This window comes from Paraburkholderia solitsugae, assembly GCF_013177695.1.
Lineage (GTDB): Bacteria > Pseudomonadota > Gammaproteobacteria > Burkholderiales > Burkholderiaceae > Paraburkholderia > Paraburkholderia solitsugae.
This window is the reverse complement of sequence record NZ_WOEY01000193.1, coordinates 1-2,198: the sequence shown is the minus strand read 5'-3', so window position 1 is coordinate 2,198 and position 2,198 is coordinate 1. Positions and strand designations below refer to the sequence as shown.

Sequence of the window (2,198 nt, the reverse complement as noted above, 5' to 3'; positions counted from 1 at the left end):
TGCGTAATCGATCTTTAAAAATTAACAGCCGATAAGTGTGGGCGCTTGATGCGCGACGCGCAGTGGATCCTTCGGGGTCTGCTGGAAGCGAAAGTATCAAGTCTCACACTAGTATTAAAGGAAGGTTTTCCTGCTGGGGTGGATTCACGCCGGCAGGATGATCATTCGTCAGTACGTTGAGTGAGCGACCGGTTTCGCAAGAGACCGAAAAACAGTAACAGGTTTGAACTGAAGAGTTTGATCCTGGCTCAGATTGAACGCTGGCGGCATGCCTTACACATGCAAGTCGAACGGCAGCACGGGGGCAACCCTGGTGGCGAGTGGCGAACGGGTGAGTAATACATCGGAACGTGTCCTGTAGTGGGGGATAGCCCGGCGAAAGCCGGATTAATACCGCATACGCTCTACGGAGGAAAGGGGGGGATCTTAGGACCTCTCGCTACAGGGGCGGCCGATGGCAGATTAGCTAGTTGGTGGGGTAAAGGCCTACCAAGGCGACGATCTGTAGCTGGTCTGAGAGGACGACCAGCCACACTGGGACTGAGACACGGCCCAGACTCCTACGGGAGGCAGCAGTGGGGAATTTTGGACAATGGGCGCAAGCCTGATCCAGCAATGCCGCGTGTGTGAAGAAGGCCTTCGGGTTGTAAAGCACTTTTGTCCGGAAAGAAAACCTCTGGGTTAATACCCCGGGGGGATGACGGTACCGGAAGAATAAGCACCGGCTAACTACGTGCCAGCAGCCGCGGTAATACGTAGGGTGCAAGCGTTAATCGGAATTACTGGGCGTAAAGCGTGCGCAGGCGGTCTGCTAAGACAGATGTGAAATCCCCGGGCTTAACCTGGGAACTGCATTTGTGACTGGCAGGCTAGAGTATGGCAGAGGGGGGTAGAATTCCACGTGTAGCAGTGAAATGCGTAGAGATGTGGAGGAATACCGATGGCGAAGGCAGCCCCCTGGGCCAATACTGACGCTCATGCACGAAAGCGTGGGGAGCAAACAGGATTAGATACCCTGGTAGTCCACGCCCTAAACGATGTCAACTAGTTGTTGGGGATTCATTTCCTTAGTAACGTAGCTAACGCGTGAAGTTGACCGCCTGGGGAGTACGGTCGCAAGATTAAAACTCAAAGGAATTGACGGGGACCCGCACAAGCGGTGGATGATGTGGATTAATTCGATGCAACGCGAAAAACCTTACCTACCCTTGACATGTATGGAATCCTGCTGAGAGGTGGGAGTGCCCGAAAGGGAGCCATAACACAGGTGCTGCATGGCTGTCGTCAGCTCGTGTCGTGAGATGTTGGGTTAAGTCCCGCAACGAGCGCAACCCTTGTCCCTAGTTGCTACGCAAGAGCACTCTAGGGAGACTGCCGGTGACAAACCGGAGGAAGGTGGGGATGACGTCAAGTCCTCATGGCCCTTATGGGTAGGGCTTCACACGTCATACAATGGTCGGAACAGAGGGTCGCCAACCCGCGAGGGGGAGCCAATCCCAGAAAACCGATCGTAGTCCGGATCGCACTCTGCAACTCGAGTGCGTGAAGCTGGAATCGCTAGTAATCGCGGATCAGCATGCCGCGGTGAATACGTTCCCGGGTCTTGTACACACCGCCCGTCACACCATGGGAGTGGGTTTTACCAGAAGTGGCTAGTCTAACCGCAAGGAGGACGGTCACCACGGTAGGATTCATGACTGGGGTGAAGTCGTAACAAGGTAGCCGTATCGGAAGGTGCGGCTGGATCACCTCCTTTCTCGAGCTAACGTGTCAATGCGTTGAGCGCTCACGCTTATCGGCTGTGAACAGGACAGACTCAGGGGTCTGTAGCTCAGTTGGTTAGAGCACCGTCTTGATAAGGCGGGGGTCGATGGTTCGAATCCATCCAGACCCACCACTGTTTCTGCGGTGGCTGCGCTAATGACTGAAACCCCTGGGGCATCAAGACAGATAGAGATGTCTGTGTATGACTGGGGGATTAGCTCAGCTGGGAGAGCACCTGCTTTGCAAGCAGGGGGTCGTCGGTTCGATCCCGTCATCCTCCACCAATCTTCAATGCGCAGGGTTCTGTGTTTAAAAGCACAGAGCGTTTCGCATTGGCGATTGAGCCAGTCAGAGTGATACGCGGTTATAGCAACTGCGATATCGGCTGTCGTTCTTTAACAATCAGGAAGAAGTAGTAAAGAGATTCACGAAAG

2 tRNA genes and 1 rRNA gene are annotated in these 2,198 nt (G+C 54.2%); all 3 read left to right on the top strand.

What is annotated here, in order from left to right:
* The first annotated feature begins 225 nt into the window (after positions 1–225).
* The 3 genes from GNZ12_RS43735 (at position 226) to GNZ12_RS43725 (ending at position 2,048) form a co-directional block, all read left to right on the top strand.
* Positions 226–1,756 (top strand): 16S ribosomal RNA (locus GNZ12_RS43735).
* Positions 1,757–1,820: 64 nt separating this feature from the next.
* Positions 1,821–1,897: transfer RNA gene (locus GNZ12_RS43730), tRNA-Ile, on the top strand.
* Between the two features lie 75 nt (positions 1,898–1,972).
* Positions 1,973–2,048 (top strand) — tRNA-Ala (locus GNZ12_RS43725).
* Positions 2,049–2,198: the final 150 nt, after the last annotated feature.